The sequence below is a fragment of the Pseudomonas ficuserectae genome (genome assembly GCF_024584585.1).
Taxonomy (GTDB): Bacteria; Pseudomonadota; Gammaproteobacteria; order Pseudomonadales; family Pseudomonadaceae; genus Aquipseudomonas; species Aquipseudomonas amygdali.
On record NZ_CP085684.1, the window covers coordinates 4,133,511 to 4,156,577 of the forward strand.

At 58.6% G+C, this 23,067-nt stretch carries 19 protein-coding genes; 9 read left to right on the top strand and 10 right to left on the bottom strand.

What is annotated here, in order from left to right; translation table 11 throughout:
- Positions 1-49 precede the first annotated feature (49 nt).
- Positions 50-517, top strand: a complete 468-nt coding sequence (locus LJU29_RS18170) for a flagella synthesis protein FlgN (RefSeq protein WP_002554325.1) — start codon at positions 50-52, stop codon at positions 515-517.
- 82 nt (positions 518-599) lie between these two features.
- The gene (locus LJU29_RS18175; RefSeq protein WP_005759338.1) at positions 600-1,346 is read left to right on the top strand and encodes a flagellar brake protein; all 747 of its coding nucleotides are present in this window, start codon (positions 600-602) and stop codon (positions 1,344-1,346) included.
- A 78-nt stretch (positions 1,347-1,424) separates the two neighbouring features.
- Here LJU29_RS18175 and LJU29_RS18180 read toward each other — a convergent pair whose 3' ends face one another.
- Complete coding sequence (locus tag LJU29_RS18180; protein ID WP_057423409.1) at positions 1,425-2,834, bottom strand: MFS transporter; 1,410 nt, start codon at positions 2,832-2,834, stop codon at positions 1,425-1,427.
- 54 nt (positions 2,835-2,888) lie between these two features.
- Complete coding sequence (locus LJU29_RS18185; protein ID WP_257112781.1) at positions 2,889-4,130, bottom strand: glutamine synthetase family protein; 1,242 nt, start codon at positions 4,128-4,130, stop codon at positions 2,889-2,891.
- Between the two features lie 384 nt (positions 4,131-4,514).
- On the opposite strand from LJU29_RS18185, the gene vioA reads away from it, so the two are divergent.
- The 3 genes from vioA to LJU29_RS18200 all read left to right on the top strand — a co-directional run bounded on the left by vioA (position 4,515) and on the right by LJU29_RS18200 (position 9,954).
- The gene (vioA, locus tag LJU29_RS18190) at positions 4,515-5,633 is read left to right on the top strand and encodes a dTDP-4-amino-4,6-dideoxy-D-glucose aminotransferase VioA (RefSeq protein WP_002554329.1); all 1,119 of its coding nucleotides are present in this window, start codon (positions 4,515-4,517) and stop codon (positions 5,631-5,633) included.
- On the top strand, positions 5,633-6,358 hold the full coding sequence (locus LJU29_RS18195) for a class I SAM-dependent methyltransferase (protein ID WP_005759347.1): 726 nt from the start codon (positions 5,633-5,635) through the stop codon (positions 6,356-6,358). The genes vioA and LJU29_RS18195 overlap by 1 nt, the downstream gene beginning before the upstream one ends.
- A 74-nt stretch (positions 6,359-6,432) precedes the next feature.
- Positions 6,433-9,954 (top strand): glycosyltransferase, encoded by a 3,522-nt coding sequence (locus tag LJU29_RS18200; RefSeq protein ID WP_257111019.1) that lies wholly within the window; start codon positions 6,433-6,435, stop codon positions 9,952-9,954.
- Positions 9,955-10,016: 62 nt separating this feature from the next.
- On the opposite strand, the gene LJU29_RS18205 is transcribed toward LJU29_RS18200, so the two are convergent.
- From LJU29_RS18205 to LJU29_RS18235, 7 genes are all read right to left on the bottom strand, one after another.
- Positions 10,017-11,033 carry a ketoacyl-ACP synthase III gene (locus LJU29_RS18205; protein WP_004658699.1) on the bottom strand — a complete coding sequence of 339 codons (1,017 nt, stop codon included), beginning with the start codon at positions 11,031-11,033 and terminating at the stop codon, positions 10,017-10,019.
- 5 nt (positions 11,034-11,038) lie between these two features.
- The gene (gene vioB / locus LJU29_RS18210; protein ID WP_002554333.1) at positions 11,039-11,680 is read right to left on the bottom strand and encodes a dTDP-4-amino-4,6-dideoxy-D-glucose acetyltransferase VioB; all 642 of its coding nucleotides are present in this window, start codon (positions 11,678-11,680) and stop codon (positions 11,039-11,041) included.
- Positions 11,677-12,438 (bottom strand): SDR family NAD(P)-dependent oxidoreductase, encoded by a 762-nt coding sequence (locus LJU29_RS18215; protein ID WP_054995771.1) that lies wholly within the window; start codon positions 12,436-12,438, stop codon positions 11,677-11,679. Before LJU29_RS18215 ends, vioB begins: the two co-directional genes overlap by 4 nt.
- A 52-nt stretch (positions 12,439-12,490) precedes the next feature.
- A complete protein-coding gene (locus LJU29_RS18220; protein ID WP_005759354.1) occupies positions 12,491-12,700 on the bottom strand; it encodes a hypothetical protein in 210 nt (69 codons plus the stop codon).
- A 275-nt stretch (positions 12,701-12,975) separates the two neighbouring features.
- Positions 12,976-13,671, bottom strand: a complete 696-nt coding sequence (locus LJU29_RS18225) for a sensor histidine kinase (protein WP_257111020.1) — start codon at positions 13,669-13,671, stop codon at positions 12,976-12,978.
- Positions 13,668-15,269 carry a tetratricopeptide repeat-containing response regulator gene (locus LJU29_RS18230; protein WP_005759356.1) on the bottom strand — a complete coding sequence of 534 codons (1,602 nt, stop codon included), beginning with the start codon at positions 15,267-15,269 and terminating at the stop codon, positions 13,668-13,670. The genes LJU29_RS18225 and LJU29_RS18230 overlap by 4 nt, the downstream gene beginning before the upstream one ends.
- A 367-nt stretch (positions 15,270-15,636) precedes the next feature.
- On the bottom strand, positions 15,637-16,311 hold the full coding sequence (locus LJU29_RS18235) for a TIGR04211 family SH3 domain-containing protein (RefSeq protein WP_002554338.1): 675 nt from the start codon (positions 16,309-16,311) through the stop codon (positions 15,637-15,639).
- 452 nt (positions 16,312-16,763) lie between these two features.
- On the opposite strand from LJU29_RS18235, the gene ppnN reads away from it, so the two are divergent.
- On the top strand, positions 16,764-18,137 hold the full coding sequence (ppnN, locus tag LJU29_RS18240) for a nucleotide 5'-monophosphate nucleosidase PpnN (RefSeq protein ID WP_002554339.1): 1,374 nt from the start codon (positions 16,764-16,766) through the stop codon (positions 18,135-18,137).
- A 51-nt stretch (positions 18,138-18,188) separates the two neighbouring features.
- Here the strand turns inward: ppnN and LJU29_RS18245 are convergent, their stop codons facing one another.
- Positions 18,189-19,058: a helix-turn-helix domain-containing protein gene (locus tag LJU29_RS18245; RefSeq protein WP_057422180.1), complete on the bottom strand. Its 870-nt coding sequence runs from the start codon at positions 19,056-19,058 to the stop codon at positions 18,189-18,191.
- Between the two features lie 152 nt (positions 19,059-19,210).
- On the opposite strand from LJU29_RS18245, the gene pobA reads away from it, so the two are divergent.
- From pobA to dapA, 3 genes are all read left to right on the top strand, one after another.
- Positions 19,211-20,395, top strand: coding sequence for a 4-hydroxybenzoate 3-monooxygenase (gene pobA / locus LJU29_RS18250; RefSeq protein WP_005759358.1), 1,185 nt, complete (start codon positions 19,211-19,213; stop codon positions 20,393-20,395).
- 296 nt (positions 20,396-20,691) lie between these two features.
- Positions 20,692-22,017 (top strand): MFS transporter, encoded by a 1,326-nt coding sequence (locus LJU29_RS18255; RefSeq protein WP_010198285.1) that lies wholly within the window; start codon positions 20,692-20,694, stop codon positions 22,015-22,017.
- Between the two features lie 171 nt (positions 22,018-22,188).
- On the top strand, positions 22,189-23,067 hold the full coding sequence (gene dapA, locus LJU29_RS18260) for a 4-hydroxy-tetrahydrodipicolinate synthase (RefSeq protein ID WP_257111021.1): 879 nt from the start codon (positions 22,189-22,191) through the stop codon (positions 23,065-23,067).

A 23,067-nucleotide genomic window follows, 5' to 3' on the forward strand; every position in this document is an offset into this window, starting at 1 on the left:
GCCAAGGCTGGCGCTGGATATTCTGGACGCTTAAAAACCAGAGCATGCGATGCAAGACACTACTTTGTTGCAGATGATCACTGACGACATGGTTTCGGCCCGACAGCTTCTAGAGCTGCTGCAGGCCGAATCCCTGATTCTTCACGGCCGCGACATGGGTGAGATGGAGCAGGTGCTGGCGCAGAAACAGGCGCTGGTCATTCTTCTCGATCAACATGGGCGCAAACGTAGCCAGGTGCTTGCGGGCATGGGGCTGCCAGCCAATCGCAGTGGTCTCCAGCAACTGGCCAGCCAGTCGGATGTCGGCGAGCAATTGCTGATGGCCGGTGACGAACTGAATGCGTTGATCAATGAATGCCAGACGCTGAACGAGCAGAATGGTAGTCTGATCCAGCTGCAACAGATCAGCACCGCTCATCAGCTTCGCATACTGAACGGCGGTGAGACGCCCACGCTCTATGACAGTCGCGGGTCAACTGCGCTTAGAGCAAAACCACGCCCTCTGAGTCAGGCGTAACTTCCTGTATCAAGGTTTCGTGCGTAGTGGCAGAATGCCTGTTGTTGCGTTGCCGTAGTATTTTGCCTGGAGATTCAAGAACGTGAATGGCTCAAGCGCGGACGATGCTCCGCAGCCCCCGAAGGTCCTCAACACACCTTTGGAAATTGCCGCTAACCTGCGGTTGCTACTCGAGAGTCATGATCCTCTGATCATTACCTTCCATGAGCGTGCTCAACGCTTTCAGAGCTACCTGCTTGAAGTCGACCGTGACAGCAACGTCATGGCGCTCGACGAAATGATCCCCCGTGATGGCGAACGCTTTTTAAGTAATGGCGAATCTTTCCGCGTCGAAGGTTTTCACGACGGCGTGCGTATCGCCTGGGAAAGCTCGTCTCAGATGGAGATTGTCGATACCGACGGGCAGCGCCTGTACCGCGGACCGATGCCTGAAGAAGTGATTTACCACCAGCGGCGCAACGCATTTCGTGCAGCGCTGAAGCTGGCACAGCTGGTCGACATCGAGATCGGCGGCGACCGTTTGAAATCCCCTCTGACTGGCAAACTGCTGGACATCTCTGCAACCGGTTGCAAACTGCGCTTTGAAGGCGATGTGTCCGAGCGCATGCAGTTGGGCCAGGTATACGAACGCTTTATTGCGAAGTTGCCATTCGGAGCAATGACAGCCCCCGTAGAGCTGCGTTATCTGCACTTCGAAGAAAGATTTCACACCACCTTTGCCGGCGTGCGCTTCCACAACATGAGTGGGCTTGTGCAGCGTCAGGTTGAGCGTTTCGTCTACCAGTTGCAGCGTGAAGCTCGCCGCTTCGACAAAGACGACGACTTCTGATCCCCGCTTCTGCTTGCTGGTGATTGCGGCAACCTGCCGCAATCACACCGTAATCCCCTGCTCTGCCCCCCGCTACACTCAAGCCTTCCAGGTCTCGCTTTCACGCTCGCGTTCGTGCTCTTCAGCTTCGGCTGTTTCCGTGCCCGCGACCGGCTCGGCCTGTGCCTCGGTTTTTGCGTCGGCGTCGGCCACCACTTCAGACTCAGGTTCGGACTCCGGCTCGACGGTGGTCTGCATCTGCTCCTGAACCACCTGCTCATCGACGCGCGGGTCCAGTGCAACCACCAGCGGCGAACTGGACATGCTGTCCGGCATGGCGACGTGATGCAGCGGTGCGTTTTCGACCTGATGCAAATGGGTAACGGCCTTGGGTCTGATCAGCAGCACCAGAATCACCCCTGCACCACAGACGAACGCATACAGCATGTGGCCGCCAAACAGCTTCATGACCACGCCGGCAGCCAACGGGCCGATACTCGCGCCGATGCCATAGGTCATCAGCAACATCGCCGTCAGCGACACCCGGCGCTCGGCCTCGACGTGGTCATTGGCAAATGCCACCGCCAGTGGATAGAGGCAGAACTGCATCAGCGAGGCGAGAAAGCCGACGCCGAACAGGACTTCGACAGGCACACTCGGAAACACCGCCAGCGGCAATGACGCCACCACCAGTGCAGCGGCAAAGATGCGCATCAGTACGGATCGGTCATAGCGGTCGGAAAGCAGACCCAATGGCCACTGCACCAGGAACCCGGCCAGTATGCAGCAGCCCATGAACAGACCGACCTGCTCGGTGGACAGCCCCTGTTCGGCGGCGTAAACCGGTGCCAGACCGTAGAACGAACCGATGATTAGCCCGGCACCCAACACCGCCGTCAGCGACTGCGGCACACGCTTCATGAAGAAGAGCGGCTCCAGCGGTGCCGGGTGCAACGGTGCGGGGTGAATTGCCCGGGTCATGGCGACCGGCACAAGACACAGCGCGAAGCACAATGCCACCAGCATCAGCAGCTCAGGGCCCAGTTGCGGGTGGACCACCAGTACCAGTTGCCCCAGCACCAGGCCCAGATAGGACGCAATCATGTAACCGCTGAACACCATGCCGCGCTGTTTGGCGGCGGCCTGCTCGTTCAGCCAGCTCTCGATGACCATGTATTGGCACATCATGCCAAGGCCGACAATCACCCGCAGCACCAGCCAGGCGGGCAACCAACTGATCAGGCCATGCCCGAGCACCGCAGCACCAACGATACCGGCGCAGGTGGCATAGGCCCGAATATGACCGACACGGCCGATCAGACGGTGACCGATCTTGCCCCCCAGGACCAGACCGAAATAGTTGGCGGCCATCAGCGCACCGACCCACAGACTGTCGACCTGATCAGCCGCCAGGCGCAGGGCCAGATAGGTGCTCAGCAGACCTGAACCGATCAACATCATCAACGAGGCAAAATAAAGCGCTCGAAAGGACTTCCAGATTTGGCGCATCAACTTTCCAAAAATAGGGAGTCGCCCCACCGGGCGAGCCCAACACTGCGATTCTTAAACCTGAGCAGCCAGAACGCGCCGTTCCCAGGGGGTTATCTCGTCAAAAAAACTGGTCAGTTCCAGGGTCTTCGACGCGATGTAGCCTTCGATGAATTCATGACCAAACAGTTCCTTGGCCAACTGACTGCTTTTCAGACGCTCCAGAGCGGCGTGCAGGGTACACGGCAATGACAATTCTTCCGGCACCTCAATCGCGCCTTGCATGGGCGGGGTGGGTTCCAGCTTTTGCTCGATGCCATGCAGCCCGGCCGCCAGGCTTGCGGCGATGGCCAGATAAGGATTGGCGTCGGCGCCTGGCAAACGGTTCTCCACCCTTCGAGCCGCCGCTGCACTCGACGGGATGCGCAGGCCGGCTGCGCGATTGTCGTAGGACCAGCAGGCGTTATTGGGCGAAGCATAGGGTTGGCACAGGCGCTGATAGGAATTCACATTGGGCGCGAACAGCGCTGTGAAATCAGCCATGCAGGCCTGCTGACCCGCAATAAAGTGACGAAACGTGTCAGTCGGTTGGCCATCTGCACCACTGAAGACGTTTACCCCGGAGTCTGTTGCTACAACGCTCTGATGAAGATGCATCGAACTGCCCGCCGTGTGCGCGAGCGGCTTGGCCATGCAGACCACAATAAGCCCGTGCTTGAGCGCGACCTCCTTGAGCAGGTGCTTGAACAGAAAGGTCTGGTCGGCGAGCAGCAGCGGGTCGCCATGCAGCAGGTTGATCTCGAACTGGCTGACGCCCATCTCGTGCATCACCGTGTCACGCGGCAGACCCAACGCCGCCATGCAGGCGTATACCTCGGCGAAAAAAGGCCGCAAGCCATTGTTCGAGCTGACACTGAACGCTGAATGCCCCTGCTCGCGTCGTCCGTCCAGCCCTGTCGGCGGCACGAACGGATACAGCGGCTCGGGGTTGGGCGCAAAGACAAAGAACTCCAGTTCGGTGGCCACCACCGGTGCCAACCCCCGTGCGGCGTAGCGGGCGATGACGGCCTTTAGCTGGCTACGCGTCGAGAGCTTGCAACGCTCGCCGCTCAACTCTTCGGCATCGCAGATGGCCAAGGCGCGCGGTTGCTCGCTCCAGGGCAGACGATGGACCTGCTGCGGATCGCTGAGCAGCGCGAGGTCGCCATCATCGCTACCGTAAAACCGTGACGGCGGGTACCCGCCCATGATGCATTGCAGCAACACCCCCCGCGCAAGCTGCAATCGCCTGCCCTCCAGAAAACCGGCAGCGGTCATCACCTTGCCGCGAGGCACGCCGTTCAGGTCCGGGGTCACACACTCCACTTCATCAATGCCCATCAGCAGCTGTGCCAGCGGATGGGGGTCATTGCGTGTCATGGTTCAATCCTTTGTCATGGGCCAGGCCGCTTGGCGGCAACCCGTACAAAATACGCAGCGGGCGTTCGGGATATCAAGCACTGAAACACCTTCGTGAGAAGGATCACTACCCGACCTCTACCTGATCCGGCAAAAGCGGTCTTGGCCGGGTTCTTGCTGTGTACCCCGGTCACAACAGTTCGACTGTCATTTTTATGTCAATGGCAACGCCTTTGCCGGAAGCCCTTGAAGCAGATGCCCTTTCGAACAGCAATCGGATAAAACACGAGCAGAGAACTCTCCATGAGCGCACCGATTCCAGTAACTCGTCCTCTGTTACCGCCTCTGGAGGAGTTCATTCCCTACCTCGAACACATATGGGAAAGCCGCCAGCTCACCAATGGCGGTCCGTTTCACCAGCAGCTTGAAAAGGAGCTGGCCGAGTACCTGGGCGTGCAGCATCTCTCGCTGTTTTCCAATGGCACGCTGGCGCTGATGACCGCCATTCAGGCGCTGCGCATCAAGGGCGAAGTCATCACCACGCCCTACTCGTTCGTGGCAACCGCCCATTCACTGCTCTGGAATAGCCTGACGCCGGTGTTTGTCGACATCGACCCGGGTACTTACAACCTGGACCCGGAGCGCATCGAAGAAGCCATCACTCCGGCTACCACGGCGATCATGCCCGTACACTGCTACGGCATCCCGTGTGACGTCGACCGCATTCAGCAGATCGCCGATCGCTATGGCCTGAAGGTCATCTACGATGCCGCCCATGCGTTCGGTGTCCAGCATCGCGGGCAAAGCCTGTTGAATCACGGGGATCTGTCGGTGCTGAGCTTTCACGCCACCAAGGTGTTCAATACCTTCGAAGGCGGGGCCATCATCAGTCCGGATGCCAAGACCAAGCAACGTATCGATTACCTGAAGAACTTCGGCTTTGCTGACGAAGTGACCGTGGTCGCGCCGGGAATCAACGGCAAGATGAGTGAAATCAACGCTGCGTTCGGTCTGCTTCAGTTGAAGTACATCGATGAAGCGCTCTTGAAACGGCAACGTATCGATGAACGCTATCGCGATGCGCTGGCAACGGTACCGGGGCTGAAAATTCTCTGGAAAAGTACCGAAAAACACAATTACTCGTACTTCCCTGTGCTGGTCACCGAAGACTTCGCGATTTCTCGCGATGACCTTTATCAGCGGTTCCGCGACCACAACATCCTGGCGCGCCGTTACTTTTACCCGCTCATTTCCACATTCCCGATGTACCGGGGCCTTGACTCGGCAAAACCTGATCGCCTGCGTGTCGCGACCGGTCTGTCCAGTCAGATCCTGTGCCTGCCGATCTACGACAGCCTGACGGATGAAGCCTTCGACAGCATCATTGATGTGATCGTCACAGCCAGTAAAGAGAACTGCTAATGCGAACGTGCCCGGTCTGCTCCTGTCGTTTTCCGAACTTCTATCCGCTGGGTAGAAGCCATCTGGAAATCCTCCACCGCCTGAACGTCCACTACTGCATCGAAGACTTCGAGACCCTTAACGTCGGGCAATACAGCTGCCCCGAATGCATGGCGTCGGACCGTGACCGGCTTTACGCGCTGTTTGCCATGAACATGCTCGACAACCCGCCGGGCAAACCACTGCGCATTCTCGATATCGCACCGGCAGTGGTGCTCTCGAAGTTTCTGCGCAGCCTGCCCAACGCCCGATATCGCTCGGCCGACCTGTTCTCGCCGCTGGCTGATGACGTGGTCGACATCATGGACATGCACATGTATGCCGGCGAGTCCTTCGATTTCATCGTGTGCTCACACGTACTTGAGCACGTACCTGATGACCGCAAGGCCATGTCCGAGCTGTTTCGGGTACTGGCCAAAGGCGGCTCTGCCATCCTGATGGTGCCGATTCTGCTGACCGCCACCGAAACCGAAGAAGACCCGGACGAGGCCAGCGTCGATGAGCGCTGGGCGCGCTTCGGCCAGGACGATCATGTGCGGATGTACGCCAGACAAGACTTCCAGTCCCGTTTGACGCAGGCCGGTTTCGACGTGAAGGCCCTCGGCTCGCAGGCATTTGGTGAAGGCGTCTTCAAGCAGCACGGCATTACGGAGCAGTCGGTTTTGTATATAGGCCAAAAAAGCTGACGACAACTGCAGATCATGGACGCCGACTGCTTTGCCCGGTTGTTTTTTAAAACTTTTTCAAAAGTGGTATTGCGATGAGTTCTTCACGCCTGGTCAGTATTGTCATCCCCGCTTACAAACCGGCTTTCTTCGAAGCAGCGCTTGCCAGCGCGCTGCGCCAGAACCACGACGACATCGAGATCATCATCACCGACGACTGCCGTGACGATGGCATCAAGGCTATTGTCGAAAAGCTCAGCCCGAACAGCCGCTGGCCCATTCACTATTTCAAAAATGCAACGCCGCTGGGCGAACCTCACAACATCGCACACGCCATAGCGCGTGCGCAGGGTGAGTACATCAAGTTTCTCTACGACGATGACATCCTTCTCCCGGACTGCGTGCGCCTGATGTTCGATGTCATGCACGACAGCCCGGACATCAAAGTCGTGTCAGCGACCAGAAAGAGGATCGACGCCAACGGCGCTCTGCTGGCAGACAACCTCTACACGGCCTACCCATTCGGCAAAAACGTCGTTCTGAACGGTCCCGAGCTGGTGTCCTTTCTGGCCAGTCACCCGATCAACTTCGTCGGCGAGCCCAGTGCAGTCATGTCTCGTCGCGAAGACCTGCTGGTATTCGGGCAGGACATCATGTCTCTGCAACAGGTGCTGATCTGGGGGCTGGGTGATTTGGCCATGTACGTAAAGCTCTTGCGTCATGGCAACCTGGCGATGCTCGCCCGTCCCCTTTCCTATTTCCGGGTGTCGGATCAGCAGAGCAGCGAGGCATTCAGAAAAGACCCGACCCTGCCTCGCGAAGGTCACGCCAACTTCAGGCGCATTCCCACAGAGCTGGGCTGGGTAAGGCCTGACGAGTTCAATGGCAAGGTCAAGGTTGCTCCGCTGTCACAACGCGACAATATTCAGGAAATGGACCTGCTGGCCTATTTCGACAGAAGGCCCGAAGCCACTGTTCGGAATACCCGTGTCGCCGGCTGGCTGGCTCAGCGTCGACCTACGCCAGCCCAGCATGTGTTGCTTGAAGAGTACCTGCAACAACACAACGGCGGCCCTGCGGTTGCGATTGTCGTGTCGGACTTCAATCAGCAGCCCGAGAGCGTGCTGAGCACGCTGCAAAGCCTGGCGTCCGATGCGCCGCTGCTCGACAAGCTCAAGGTGTTTGTCCTTGCCGACTACGACCGGGAACAGCAGACGCCGCTGCAAGCGCAACTGCCCTGGCGGGATGCCAGCATGGAAAACCGCGCGACGGTCATCAACGCGTTGATGCAGGAAAACGACCAAGCGTGGTGGATCCTGGTTGACGCCGGCACGACGTTCACCTCGAGCGGCCTGCTGTGCGCTGTCATGAAAATGATCGAAACACCCGAAGCCTGTGCAGTGTTCGGCGACGAAGTGACCCTGCATGCGCAGGCAGGTGCTCATCTGGCCTTTCGCCCGGACTTCAGCCTGGATTACCTGCTGACCTGCCCGGCGGCAACCAGCCGCAATTGGCTGTTCAATCGTGAAAAAGCTCTGGAAGTGGGCGGCTTCGACCCAGTCCACGCGCAGGCCATTGAACTCGACCTGATCCTGCGCATGATTGAGGGTTCGGGCTATACCGAATTTGCGCACTCTTGCGAGCCGATGATCATCTCGCCCTTATGGCAGGCGCAGGAGAACTACGATCAGGCGCGCACCGTGCAACGGCATCTGCACGTGCGTGGCTACCCAGGCAGTAAGGTGCATGCGCTGGAATCGGGACTTTACCGGATCGATTACGGCCATGCCGATCAGCCTCTGGTCTCCATTCTCGTCACCTCGCAGGATCAGCTCGAAACGCTGCTGCCCTGCGTAGAGAGCATTCTGGAACACACGACATATCCGCACTATGAAATTCTGATCTGCGACAACAACAGCCAGTCGGCACAGACCACGCAATGGCTGGCGACCATCGATTCGATGCAGTCGGAACGGATTCGCATCGTTCGCCACGAACAGGCACTGAGCCCGTCGGCGCTGCTCAACTCCGCAGCCGAACACGCGCTGGGCGACTATCTTGTGATGCTCGACAGCCACGCCCTGATCATCCAGCAGGACTGGCTCAACCACCTGCTCAACCACGCACTGCGCCCTGAAGTGGGTGTTGTCGGCGCGAAACTCATTTCGACGGATGGTAATGTCGTGCAGGCCGGCATCATCATGGGCCTCAATGGCACCGCGGCCACCGTCACTGCCAGCGACATCGCAGGATCTGCGAGCGATGCGCAACGTCTGGAAACAGATCAGAACTACAGCGCTGTCAGCGGCTCCTGCCTGATGATTCGCAAGTCCGTGCATGAAGAGGTGCAAGGCCTGGACGAACACTTGTTCCCCCTGCACTTCAATGATGTGGACCTGTGCCTGAAGGCGCGCAGCACTGGGCATCTGGTCGTCTGGACACCGCACGCCATCGTCGCGCTGCGCCCGGACGACGCACAGAGCGACGCTGAAGCACTGGACTTCGCGACGCGCGCGCTCTACCACCGCTGGCTGCATTACATGGCCTGGGACCCTGCATACAACAAGAATCTGACGCTGACTGAAAGTTTCGTCGCCCAGAGCAACCCGCAGTTGAGCTGGCGGCCATTGACCCACCGTCCACTGCCGGTGGTCCTTGCTCTGCCCTGCAATCATGCGGCTGCCGGCAATCGCATCAGCACCGCGCTGCAAAGCCTGAGCGCAGAGCGCGAGACAGACGGCATCATCAGCCATGCGCCGCTTCCATTCGTGGAAATTGCCAGACTCAGCCCGGATACGGTGGTTATCCAGGGGCCAGTAAACGAAAGCCTGATTGCCAGCATCAACGCGATCAAGGACCACACCAATGCCTGGGTGGCCTACGACCTGCCGCACTACCCGGCGTACGCTGAAATAGACAAGAGCGCTGTGCCACTCGCAACAGTGCAGGCCTCCCTGCGCCACGGGCTGGCGCGGGCAGATCTGATCACAGTCCCCACAACAGCGCTGGCGGAGCTGCTGGAGGGCTCACACCCCAACGTTCAGGTGATTGAAACCCGACTTGCGCCTGAGCCATGGCGCAATCTGCAAAGCCAGCGCCAGACTCGCCCCAGACCTCGTGTAGGTTGGGTAGGCACGGCGGCAGAAACGGGCGACCTGCTGATTCTGTCAGAAGTCATCAAGGCGCTGGCAGACCGTGTGGAGTGGGTCATCATGGGACCCTGCACGCGCTGGCTACGCCCTTATATTCATGAACTGCGTTCGCCCGTGGAGGGCACTTTGTTCCCCGGGACGCTGGCCAGTCTGAACCTGGATCTGGTGTTGGCGCCTGCAGAATCCAACCTGATCAATACGAGCAAAAGCCCGGTGGCCCTGCTGGAGTTCGGTGCCTGCGGTTTTCCAGTCATTTGCAGTGATGTGCTCAGCGTGCCTGAAGACCTGCCCGTCACTCGGGTGGAAAACGAGACGAATGCCTGGGTCAGTGCCATCGAGCAACACATTGATCAGTTGGATGAGTGCGCACGCAAGGGCGACGCCTTGAGACAGGCTGTCATTGATAACTGGATGCTTGAGGCCGATCACTTGCAAGCCTGGCGCGATGCCTGGCTGAAGGGCTGATCAGAAAGGATTAAAACCAACAACAAGCTCTGCGTCCGGGCGGTGACGCAGAGCGATGATGTTTACCAGCGTATGACGCACGCCCCCCACGAATAGCCCACCCCGAACCCGACCGCAGCAACCCGGTCGCCCGGTTTCAGCGTACCGCGGTTCAAGGATTCCTTCAGCGCAATGGGAATGGTGCACGACACCGTATTGCCACAGTGCTGGAAGGCAGAAACGAACTTCTCGACCGGCAACTTCAAACGCCGACGCAGGGCATCCAGCATGAAGTGGTTGGCCTGATGAAACACGAACAGATCGACATCGGCCACACCCAGTTCGTCATCGAACAACGATGCGAACAACTGCGGTACGCGGGTCATGGAAAACTCGAAAATCGCCGGGCCATTCATGTACAGGTGTGCATCGGTACGCACACTGCCACCGTCATCCTGATACTCGGCAGGCTGAAGGTTTTCCGCCGAGGGCCTTCGCGCACCGCCAATCGGGACCATCAGGTTTTCCGCCCCGGAGCCGTCACTGCCATAACGAAAACGTTCCAGGAAAGGCCCGCCCTCAGTCGCGCTGAGCAGGGTCACAGCCGCGGCGTCACCGAACAGGGTACGAACACTTTTGTCCTGCGGATGAATGTAGCGACTGTAGGTTTCCGCCGTCACCAGCAATACGTTCCGGCATTGCCCTGACTCGATCAACCCTTTGGCGATGCCAAGCCCGTAAATGTAGCCTGAACAGCCCTGATTGAAATCGAAGGCGGCGCAGTGGGTGGGAAGTTGCAAGCGGTGCTGCAGAATGCAGGCGGTGGCGGGCAATACATAATCCGGGCTTTGCGTGCAGTAAATCAATGCGTCTACTTCGCTGCGCTGAATATCTCCGTTGAGAAACAACTTCTCGCAGGCGCGGTACGCAAGGTCGGACGCAGTTTCATCCTTGTCGATGATGCGCCGCTCGCCAATACCGGTCTTCGAGAAGATTTTCTCGACATCCCATTCGGGAAATTCGCGCGCCAGTGTTTCATTGTCCAGCGAATGAGCAGGCAGTTCATATTCTATGTTCACGATCCTGGCATGAGCGCCCATGAGCGTTACCCCGATATGCGTGTGGCAGGTACACCGAATACTGTAGTGCCAGCGGCGACATTGCGTATTGCAACGCTACCCGCTCCGACCACAGCCTGTTTGCCAATCCTTACCTTTGGCAGGACGCTGGCATGCGTCCCCATGAAAACACCCTCCTCCAGCACGACACCGCCAGTGATATCGCAATGCCCGCTCAAGGTGGAGAAGTCGCCGATGTCTGCGTCATGCCCCACCAGACAGCCAATATTGAGGGTTACAAATGCGCCGATGCGAAGATCGACCGTGAGCACCGTTGAAGGACAGATCACCGCACCCTGGCCAATGGAAACATTTTCGCCAATGATGACCGAGGGGTGAATGAGGGTGAAAAATTGCGCGCCCCTGGCAAGGAGTTTTTCCACGACCAGGCGCTTGCCGCTCGGGTCACCAATCGCGCAGACCAGATACTCTTCGGGCTTTGGCTGGTAGCCGTCCACCGTCGAAACGACAGGCGGATAATGGTCGAAGCGCTCGGTTGAGCCGGGGCCGTCATTGATGAATCCGGCGATGAGCCATCCCGGATTGTTCTCCACCCAATCCGTCAGCCACGCATGCACTTCACGGCCGAAAGCACCGGCACCTACGATGAGCAATCTATTGGCATTCATTGCGCCAGGTATCCTCCATCCACAACCATCGCTGTTCCGGTCACCCAGCGAGCCGCCGGAGACAACAGGTAATTGACCGCATAGGCTATGTCCAGCGGCTCACCAAACCCCAGCGGGTGCTTCTGCTCAACCACGGCCATGGAATCGATACCGACCAGTTCTTCAAGCTTGCGGGTCATTTCGGTTCGCACTATGCCCGGCGCAATGGCATTGACCCTTATTCCGTCTCTGGCCAGTTCAAGTGCCGCAGCGCGGACCATCGATTCCACTGCGCCTTTACTGGCGCAGTAGGCCATCAGGGAAGGCTGGGCGGCCTGAGCCATTACCGATGAAAGCAGAACAATACTGGCCCCTTGAACGAAGACGCCTTTCTGCCTGAATGACTTTATCAGCGAAAAGCCAGAGGTCACGTTGGTGGCAAATACCGTTTCCCATTGCTCGATTGCCAGGGCTCGAATCGGTAGCGGCATCTGTACACCGGCAGCATGCACCAGCCCGTCGAAAGGCCCGTAGGTGCTGGCCAGGGTTTTCATCCAGGCCGGGACTGCATGCCCGTCAAGCAAGTCAAAAGGCTCGACCCCGTGACTCTCACCGTGAAGCTGGCGCCTTGTTGCTTCAAGCCGTTCGGTGTTCCTGGCAACCAGTACCACCCGGGCGCCCTGCTGGCTCAGCCATATCGCAACCTGGCTGCCGATGCCGGAAGAGGCACCTGTGACCATGATCAATTTGCCGCTTAATGAAAACGGATTACTCACCACCCAACGTTCCTCTTCAGGGCTGACCGGCACCGCCTGGAAAACCCCTGATCGCTTATGACTCTGTAACGAGACCGATGACGTCATCCACACTCTTGCAAGCGTTGAGACGGTCGGCCGACAGGTTCTTATCCAGCCGTTCATTCGCAAGCGACATGAAGGTCAGGACCGCAATGGAGTCCCAATCCAAACTTTGTCCTTTGCTCAAGGTGCCTTCGCCTGCTTCCATCGCTTCTTCGATCAGCTTAAGTACTTTGTCTTCCATCTCGATGCTCCCGGACAGCCTGCTATTGGATTAAAACGCGCGCCGACCAAAGCCTGCGCCTGACAGGACGTTAGCAATAATCGAACCAAGCCATTGAGCACACGGGGAAGCCCCTGTTACCGGGCTGGACAGGGGCAAAAGGCAGGCATTGAGGACACGAAAGTCAAAAACATGACAGGCTTATCGACAACGGGATAACGCAAGTGCGCGGCACCGCGTCAATATAATGCTGGTGCGCGGCTGTCTCATATTTCGCAGCAATTGCAGTTCGGGTTTCAGGGCAGATAAATGCTGAACATTGCCCCGCCCAGCACGCCGCCGTTGGCGATTTCGATTCGCCCGCGCATGCCGTTGCGCACATGCAGCCGGGCAATGTGCGCAGCAAAGTACAAGCCCAGGCCGGTACTGCCACTGCCCTGATTGATGCCCTGCACGTATTCGGTTTGACGCTCGATCAGATACGCCGGGTAACCGGGACCGTCGTCATTGAGGGTGATCTTCAACTGACCGCCTTCTTCACCGATGCTGATCACGATCTGCTCGCGGGCAAAGCCGATGGCATTGACGATGATATTGCCGACCACCGAGCCCACCAGTTCACGGTCAAAAAAACCCAAGGGGCTCATGTCATCGATTTCATAGCGCGCGGCGATACCGCGGCTGGCCAGCACGTCCTGATGGTGCGCCAGCTGCGCTTCGATGAAATCGTCCAGTTCGTGGTAATCCGGACGCAACGGCAGTTGGTTGACACCGAGTTTATATAGGCTCAGCAGTTGCACGAGCATGCCGTTGAGGTTGGCGAACTCATAGTCGATGACGCCCTGTTCCGGCATGTCACGCTGCTGACCGGAAAGCTTCGCCAGCCACTCGCTGTGCGCCTGTGTCAGGGTCGCCAGCGAGTTTTTCATGTCGTGCACGGTGGAGGCGATCACCATGGAAAAGTCGAGGCCCTGCTCTGTCTCTTCACTCATGCGCCAAACGCCCTCTCCCTGAGTTTCTGGTAACGCTCATAACGCGGATCGCTTTCCGGAATCTTGCCCAGCACCTTCAGGCTGGCACGGCATTCGTCAATGCCGGCCTGCCCGAGGTTCTGCCCCGGATGAAGCAGCGACTGCACCATGTTCAGCACAATACTGATGTTCTTCGGCTGCAAGCCCAGCGCGCTGCGGAAAAACGCCTGCGCCTCGGTGAGGTTGCCGGCCTTGTAACTGCGCACGCCTTGCAGGTTGAAATCGATTGCAGCCTTGCTGGCGCCCAGAATCGCGGGATCGTCGGTCATGCTGGCGACGCTTTTCATCACCGCCGGATCATCGCCATAGGCTTCAGCACAGCTCTTCAGAACACTGGCGCCCGCTTCTTCCTGCCCCAGCTTCTTGAGCTGCGCAGCCACCATCAGGGCGGCATCGGCGCTGAGCACCTGCTCCATGCCATCGAGCCTGGCCATCGCCTGTTCGGTGAGCTTGGCTGCGGTTTCCGGGTCCGAGTGCTGCAGGCTGGCAGCCTTCATCAGGCGGGTGCGCACTTGCAGACCTTCGTCGTCGGTGTGTTCCTTGGCAACGTCGACAAGGGCGTTGTTGATCTCGACACGCGTGCGCGCATCCAACCCCTGCTCGCCGCCCTTGCTGATCAGAGCATGTGCCAGACCCAGGTTGGTTTCCGGGTCCTTGAAGCGCGAATGCTGGCCTTGGGAAACCGCCTGGCGATAGGCTTTGGAGGCACTTTCAAAATCCTCGTTGCCCAGCGCCAGCTTGCCCAGCAGCTTCTGTCGACGGACTGCCAGAGGCGACAGGCGCACAGCGCTTTCCAGAACCGTCTGCGCCCGCTTGGCATCGCCAAGCGCCACCAGCACATCAGCCAGGCCGTCGAACAGCGCCGGCATGGCCGGAAACGCCTTGATTGCCTGTTCATAGACGGCCTGCGCTTCGGCAGTCTTGCCGCGTTTCAGCAGCAGACTGCCCAACGCGCCGTAGGCCCACGGCGTGGCACGATCAGCCAGAATGGTCTTGAGAAAAGCTTCCAGTGGCTCGTTCTGCTTCAAATCACGCAAGGCATCCGCCTTGTAGCGCAAGCACAACGGCGCATAACGCGGGTCCTGCTCGATCAGCTTGTCGCACGCGGCCAGTACCTCGGCCGGTTTGCGCCGGTCGAGGGCCTGCAGAATCGGCTTGAGCAAGGTCTTGCGCTGCACCAGCTTTTCCAGGCGCTGGGCCAGCCCGGCACGGTTGAACGGCTTGGTCAGGTAACCGTCCGGCTCCCACTCAAGCGCACTCATGACCATCGCCTGACTGTTTTCGGCGGTGACCATAATGAACACGCTTTCGTAGCTCAGCAGCCGCTCGACCATCAAGTCTTCCAGCACCTGCTGGCCATTCTTGCGGCCATCACCCAGATTGAAGTCATGCAATACGAAGTCATAACGCTTTTGCGAGCACATGCGCAGCGCCTGCTCGCCGGTGTCGGCGGTATCCACTTCCTTGACGCCCAGTTCACGCAGCATCGACCGCACTGAACTGCGAAAGTCAGAGAAGTCATCAACGATAAGAAAGCTTTTTTGGTTGTACGCCAGCATCCGGATTCCTGCACAGGAGAGGGTGAAAATATGAGACCCACGGCCTGAAAACCACTCAGACCCGACTCGGCAGCCCATTTTTCAGGACGCACATAATAACTGATGGCAACATGCCATAACACAGTTCGCCGTTGCCGCCCTCCCCGCAACAAGCCACGCGGTTCAGGGCAACACTCAGTTTTTCGACCATACGGGCAGAAACTGTAGAACGAACATCAACTTCGCGCATTGTCCGGGCGGCAGGCATGCAGACATTTTGCGAGCTGGATCGTAATTGCAGGAGCAGGAAGGGAGTTTTAGCGGAGGCTCATCACCTTTCGTTCATGCCTGCGCGCGGCGCCAGCATGAACAGGTGTTTCGGGCAGGTTTACACCCAGCCATCGTTCTTCTTGCGACCCTTGGTCAACGCCGGAAGGATCAGGCCCACCAGCAGGCCTGCACCGGCAATGCTGCCGCCATAGACCATGTAGCGCATCATCACCTGCTTGTTCTCGTCGCCGAGCCGCGCCTGAGTGGCACGCAATTCGGCCTGAGAATCAGCCAGTTGATCGTTAAGGGTCTTGGTGCGGGCTTCCAGTTCGTCGACCAGTTTCTTGCGCGCATCAAGAGTCTCTTGCATGCCTTGCACACGGGTCTTCCAGGTATTGTCGATGCCTGCCAGTTGATCGGTCAGTTCGCTGACCTGCTGGGTCAGTTGCGGCACACGCTCGGCCTGACCAGGCACCTCCTGCAGGTCAGTGCTGGGGATCCATACCGTGGAACCGCCTTCGCCGCGCACCTGGCTGAACTTGCCCGAAGAGCTGAGCAGCTCGACCTTCTGCCCGGATTTCAGCGTCCCCACAATCCGATGATCATCGGTTGGTCCGCTGCGTACGTAGGTGGTGAGGCTGTCGCTGACCCAGCGATCGCTGCCTGCGGCCTGCGCGTTGCCAGGAACGACAACGGTCAATGCAGCGCCAAACAGGCCTGCGCCGAGCAAGCGACGCGAAACAGCGAACAGGCCAGGGGCTCGGGAAAGAAGTGCGGAGAAATGACGAGACATGGCGATAATTATCTTTATCTGAAATGAAAATAAAGCCTCGTTTAACGGGCCGGCTAAGGATGGGAGCGGCAGGCGATCAAAGGTTTTGCAACTCCTGCCCGGACGGAATGTCTGCCTATCAGGCGCGCTTAAAAAGCACCTGATGATCCCTTTCGTGCAGGCCGTCCAGAAAGTCCATCAGCTAACAGACTCCGTTAACGGGGTCAGGTTCACTATTGCCCGTTGTCCGCGTCAAAATTCAGCCGCACGGTCATGCCGGGCAAGTGCCTGCTTTCAAAAGAATTCGCTTGCCGATTCAATCCTGCGATGGCGCACAAAGGCTCAAACAGGGGACGTCTGCGGTCCGGCGTTTGCTTTCCCGGCCAAGTGCTGTAGAAAAGGCTCCACAGGGGTGAATGTTCTCAATGTTCACCATCCTGATGCTCGACTGCATCGCTCTAATGGAAAATAGAATGATCCCAAGACAAGTGATTAACGCCACCGTAAGCCCGAAAGGCAGCCTTGAAACCCTGTCCCAGCGTGAAGTGCAACAACTCAGCGCGGCCGGTTCAGGCAGCACCTACACCCTGTTTCGCCAGTGCGCCCTGGCCATTCTCAATACTGGCGCCCACGTCGATAACGCCAAGACCATTCTTGAGGCGTACGAAAGCTTTGAAGTACGAATTCATCAGCAGGATCGCGGTGTGCGCCTGGAGCTGCTCAACGCTCCGGCCGATGCGTTTGTCGATGGTGAAATGATCGCCAGCACCCGCGAGATGCTGTTCAGCGCCCTGCGTGACATCGTTTACACCGAAAGCGAACTGGACAGCCAGCGCATCGACCTGAGCAATTCTCAGGGCATCACCGATTACGTGTTCCACCTGCTGCGCAATGCCCGCACGCTACGCGCTGGCGTAGAGCCGAAGATGGTGGTGTGCTGGGGTGGTCACTCGATCAACACTGAAGAATACAAATACACCAAGAAAGTCGGCCATGAACTGGGCCTGCGCAGCCTGGATATCTGCACCGGCTGCGGCCCTGGCGTAATGAAAGGCCCGATGAAGGGCGCGACTATTGCCCACGCCAAGCAACGCATTGTCGGCGGTCGCTACCTGGGCCTGACCGAGCCGGGCATCATTGCGGCCGAAGCACCCAACCCGATCGTCAACGAGCTGGTGATCCTGCCGGACATCGAAAAACGTCTCGAAGCCTTCGTGCGCGTTGGCCACGGCATCATCATCTTCCCCGGTGGCGCAGGCACGGCTGAAGAATTCCTCTATCTGCTTGGCATTCTGATGCACCCGGACAACAAGGACGTACCGTTCCCGGTAATCCTGACCGGTCCGAAAAATACCGAGCCGTACCTGCAACAGTTGCACGCGTTCGTCGGTGCCACGCTGGGTGAAGAAGCGCAGCGTCATTACCAGATCATCATCGACAACCCGGCAGACGTCGCCCGGCAGATGACTCAGGGCCTGAAAGAAGTGAAGCAGTTCCGCCGCGAGCGTAATGACGCGTTTCACTTCAACTGGCTGCTGAAGATCGAAGAAAGCTTCCAGCACCCTTTCGATCCGACTCACGAGAACATGTCGAAGCTGCAACTGAACCACGACGTGCCCACTCACGAGTTGGCCGCCAACCTGCGCCGGGCGTTTTCAGGGATTGTGGCGGGCAACGTCAAGGACAAGGGCATTCGCCTGATCGAAGAGCACGGTCCTTATCAGATTCAAGGCGATCCTTCGATCATGGGGCCGCTGGACAAGCTGCTGCAGGCGTTTGTCGATCAGCATCGGATGAAGTTGCCCGGTGGCGCGGCCTACGTGCCGTGTTATCAGGTCGTGGCCTGATCTCACGGCAATAACCGGCAGGCAAACGGGGTGCCCTTGAGCGCCCCGTTTCTATTTCTGCTGACGAAACGCTTTGGGCGACTGCCCGGTGGCGCGTTTGAAGAAGCGCGAAAAATAAGCGGGTTCGGAAAACCCGAGGCTGTCGGACACCTGATTGATGGTCATGGTGGTGTAGATCAGGTTGCGCCTGGCCTCCAGCAACAGCCGCTGGCTGATGATCTGCAAGGCCGACTGGTTGCACAGGCGCCGACACAGCGAATTCAAATGCGCGGCGCTGATGCCCATGGCCTGCGCATGCTGGTGAATGGACCAGTGCTCGCGAAAACTCGCCTCCAACTGATGCATGAACACCTGCAAATGCTCACGGCCGCGGTCCATGGCGTGAATTTCTTCGCCAGCATGCTCGCTGCTGCGCCGACTGAGCCAGACCACCAGCACGTTGATCAATGAATGCAGCATCAGATCGCGACCAGCCTTGGGCTGCCGGTACTCGCGGGCGATGGCGCTTAACAGCGTATCAACGTAATGGCTGTCCGCCCCTAGCTCGTAACACCGTGCCGTGCGCATTGCCGAGCTGTCGAGTGCCGTCTCAAGCTGCTCCACCAAGGGTTTGGCCAGACTGAGAATGTGCCCCTGAATATCTTCGGCAAACCTGAAGGTGTGCACGCTTAACGTCGGAACTACCTGCAGCGAAGGTGTCTCGACCTCGGTGACCACATCCTCGACCTTGAGCATCGCCCTGCCGGACTGCACATACAGCAACTGCACCAGATCTCCATGGCGATGCGGCTTGATCTCCCATTCGTGCATCTTGCTGCGCTCGGGGATCGACTCGCAATGGATCAGGTCCGGGGTCGGCCAGGCCGCGGTTTCCCCGTAAAGCTTGAACACCGGTATCGTTGCAGTGGCAGGTCTGGCCATGTGTTCTTCTCCCGTCCTGACCCTCGAAAAGTCCAGATAATGCGTCGAATATTGCCTTCTTATCTCGATGGCATCCATTAAAAATGCAGGAGACAAAAACAATCATATCCCGCTGATGACACTTGGCAGGGATCAAAAACAGGACCATCGCCATGAAAACCCAGGTTGCCATTATCGGTTCAGGCCCTTCAGGGCTGCTGCTGGGCCAACTGCTGCAGCGTGCCGGCATCGACAACGTGATTGTCGAGCGCAAGGACCCCGATTACATCCTCTCGCGCATCCGCGCCGGCGTGCTTGAGCAAGGCATGACCGACCTGTTGCGTGAAGCAGGCGTCAGCGAACGAATGGACGCCGAGGGCTTGATTCATGGCGGTTTCGAGCTGGCCTTCGACGGGCGCTGCGAGCGTATCGACCTGAAAACCCTGACCGGTGGCAGAACCGTGATGGTCTACGGCCAGACTGAAGTCACCCGCGACTTGATGGCCGCGCGCGCAGCAGCAGGTGCGATGACTGTCTATGACGCGTGTGACGTGAACATACACGATCCAAAAACCGACAGTCCCTATGTCACGTTCGTGAAAGACGGCGAAACCGTGCGCCTGGACTGCGACTACATTGCCGGCTGCGACGGTTTCCATGGTGTATCGCGGCAATCGATTCCTTCTGAAACGCTGAAAATCTTCGAGCGCGTTTACCCGTTTGGCTGGCTCGGCGTGCTGGCCGACACGCCGCCGGTCAATGAGGAGTTGGTCTACGCCAATCACCCGCGTGGCTTTGCCCTGTGCAGCATGCGCTCGGCCATTCGCACCCGCTATTACGTGCAGGTCAGTGCCGAAGAGAAAGTCGAAGACTGGTGGGACGAACGCTTCTGGACCGAGTTGAAAGCCCGTCTGCCAGAGCATCTGGCAGACCGCTTGGTGACCGGCCCGTCCATCGAAAAAAGCATCGCGCCGCTGCGCAGCTTCGTGGTTGAACCCATGCAGTACGGTCGCCTGTTCCTGCTCGGCGACGCTGCGCACATCGTCCCGCCTACCGGCGCCAAGGGCCTGAACCTGGCGGCCAGTGACGTCAGCACGCTGTACCGGATTCTGCTCAAGGTTTACCGCGAGGGCCGCACCGACCTTCTGGAAAAGTATTCGCAAATCTGCCTGCGCCGCGTGTGGAAGGCCGAGCGTTTTTCCTGGTGGATGACCTCGGTGCTGCACAACTTCCCCGACACCGATGCGTTCAGCCAGCGCATCCAGCAAACCGAGCTGGACTACTACGTCGGCTCGCAAGCCGGGCGCAGAACCATTGCAGAAAATTATGTGGGTTTGCCGTATGAGGCGATTGAGTAGCGTATTTCACCTATTGCGTATGAGGACGCAGAGCGTCCTGAAAAGCATGCCGACGCCGAGCGTCGCACGATAGCGGTAGTGAGCTCTGCGTCCGGTCTTGAGCAGCTTCGCCAAGAGGATGCGCAGCCACCTGATGCAGGCCTGCGCAGAGCCCTGCGTTGTGCAATCACACAACGCACGCCCTCCACAGCCGTGCAAAACCCCAAAGCGTTTTCATGGACGCCACCCTATGATCGGCAGTGCACCAGACAGCTCCATAGCTGCATAAAAACAACAAGCACAGAGGAACACACACCATGACCGCTACCTCGACCCACGAGGCGGGCGACGCTGACGGCAATCATGTCTACCGTCGTATCACCCTGCGCCTTATCCCGTTTATCTTCATCTGCTACCTGTTCAATTACCTGGACCGCGTGAATGTCGGCTTCGCCAAGCTGCAGATGCTCGACGCCCTGAGTTTCAGCGAGACGGTCTATGGTCTCGGTGCCGGTATCTTCTTCATTGGCTACGTGCTGTGCGGCTTGCCCAGCAATCTGGCGCTGAACCGCTTCGGGCCGCGCCGCTGGATCGGCCTGATGATGATTACCTGGGGCATCTTCTCGACCTGCCTGCTGTTCGTCACCACGCCGGTCGAGTTCTACGTACTGCGCTTTCTGACCGGCATGGCAGAAGCCGGTTTCTTCCCCGGCATTGTGCTGTACCTCTCGCGCTGGTACCCAAACCAGAGGCGTGGGCGGATCATGGCACTGTTCATGTCGGCCATTCCGGTCTCCGGGCTGTTGGGCGGTCCGTTTTCCGGCTGGATCCTCAACCACTTCGCCGCGGGTCAGGGCGGCATGGCGGGCTGGCAGTGGATGTTCCTGATTCAAGGCCTGCCGACCGTGGCGCTCGGTGTGCTGGCGTTCGTTCTGCTGTGTGACAAGGTCGAGGACGCACGCTGGCTAACGCCCGAGCAGCGTCAGCGGGTCAAGACCGATATCACCAACGATGAACTGAGCCGTCCGGTGCAGGGTAAAAGCTCGGTGGCCTCGGTACTGAGCATGCCGTTCATATGGATTCTGGGCTTTATCTATTTCTGCATTCAGAGCGGCGTCTACGCAATCAACTTCTGGCTGCCGTCAATCATCAAGAACCTCGGTTTCAGCGATGCCTTGGTGATCGGCTGGATCAGCGCCGTGCCTTACCTGATGGCAGGCGTGTTCATGCTGCTGGTCGGCCGCTCCGCCGACCTGCGCAATGAGCGCCGTTGGCATTTGGTGGTGCCGATGCTGATGGGCGCCACGGGCCTGATCATCGCCGCCAACTTCGCGACAGTGCCCATCATCGCCATTCTCGGTCTGACCATCGCCACGATGGGTGCCCTCACCAGCCTGCCAATGTTCTGGCCCTTGCCAACCGCACTGCTCAGCGCCAGCGTTGCAGCGGGCGGGCTGGCGCTAATCAATTCGATCGGCCAGATGGCAGGTTTCCTCAGCCCGTATCTGGTGGGCTGGATCAAGGACCAGACCGGCTCGACCACCCTTGCGCTGTACTCGCTGGCCGCGCTGACCATCGTCGGCAGCCTGATGGCCTTGCGAGTCAGTCGTCAATCGACAGGCAAGGTTGCGGCGACCGCCTGAACTTAACTACACCGTTCTCTTGAGCCAGGCCATGTGCCTGGCTTTTTGATTGAACCTGTCACTTTCAGCCAGAAACCCTACCCACACGTGAAAAAAACGATCAAAACGGCTTGCCATAAATGATTGATTCAATCACTATCGTTTTACTAAAAATAAAACGAGAACCTGGCCATGCAATTTCGCGGCATCATTCCAACTCTGGTCACACCCTTCACTGCTGATCAGCAACTCGACGAGCAGGCCCTGCGTAATCTGATCGAAAACCTCCTGAATGCAGGCGTTCACGGGCTTTTCGTACTGGGCACCAATGGCGAATTCTTCACCCTTTCCGAATCGGAAAAACTCAAAATAGCTCGAATCACTGTCGAAGCCGCAGCAGGACGTGTGCCGGTTGTGGTCGGTACCGGCGCGTTCGCTACGCATGAAGTGATTGAAATGAACAAAAAGATGATTGATGTGGGCGCAGATGCCCTGTCGATCATCACGCCGTACTTCAACGCTATCAGCCAGTCCGAACTGATCAAGCACTACACCGCCATCGCCGACGCTGCCGAGCTGCCGCTGATGATGTACAACATCCCGGCCAAGACCGGCATGTCGATCGGCATCGGTGCCGTCGCAACCCTCAGCCAGCATCCGCAGATCAAGGGCATCAAGGACAGCGCCGGCAATTTCGACGCACTGGTGCAGATGATGCAGTACCGCAGCGACGACTTTGCGGTGTTCGCCGGAACCGACTCGCTGATCTACTGGAACCTGCTGGCTGGCGGTGACGGCGCTATTGCCGCAACCGCCAACGCCGTGCCGGAGGTGGTCATGTCGATCTGGAACAACTTCCAGTCAGGCAACCATGAAGCGGCCCGTGCCGCGCAGGAAGCCCTGCGCCCGCTGCGCGATGCCTTCGCGCTGGGCACCATGCCGGTGGTGCTGAAAACCGCAACGCAACTGCTCAATGTCCCGGTCGGCCCATGCCGTGCGCCCGTGCAGCCGCTTGATGCCGCCGCACTGGAAAAACTCCAGAACCTGCTGGCCGTCTACCGCCAAGCCTGA